Here is a 529-nt window from a genome sequence, read left to right as displayed (position 1 = left end):
ACGTGACATACACAACGCGTATCGCACCATCTCCAACAGGTCCGCTGCATCTAGGGCATGCCTATTCCGCGCTTCTTGCGTTTGATCAGGCACGGGCTGCGGGTGGATCATTTCTTTTGCGGATCGAAGATATTGATCAATCGCGATCCAGGTCTCGTTGGGAAACCCAGATCTACGACGACCTGCACTGGCTTGGACTGCACTGGCCGCACCCGGTGATGCGCCAGTCGGACAGGCTGCCGCGATACAGAGAGGCATTGGAGATTCTCAAAAACACGGGCCTGGTCTACCCTTGCAGCTGCAATCGTGCCGATATCGAATCTGCGGCCGGTGCTCCGCAGGAAGGTGTACCCCAGTTCGGACCTGACGGGCGCATCTATCCAGGCACGTGCCGCGACCGCCCTTTGTCGGATGCTTCAGCTGGTGATGTTCTGCGCCTGAACATGCACAAGGCAATCAAGGCATCCGAACTTCGTGGATTTTGTGAAACTGGTGCGAAGTATTTGGGAACGCATGAGCTTGATGCGCA

General features: G+C 56.5%; 1 protein-coding gene. It reads left to right on the top strand.

From position 1 onward, the window contains the following. Nucleotides 1-2 precede the first annotated feature (2 nt). Nucleotides 3-529, top strand: a 527-nt coding sequence (locus ACR0JX_RS19730; protein WP_480545530.1) for a glutamate--tRNA ligase family protein, incomplete at its 3' end; no start/stop codon positions are given.

The sequence above is a fragment of the Ruegeria sp. AH7 genome (assembly GCF_056541325.1).
The sequence above is the reverse complement of the archived record's forward strand: the minus strand, read 5'-3'. Positions and strand labels throughout refer to the sequence as shown.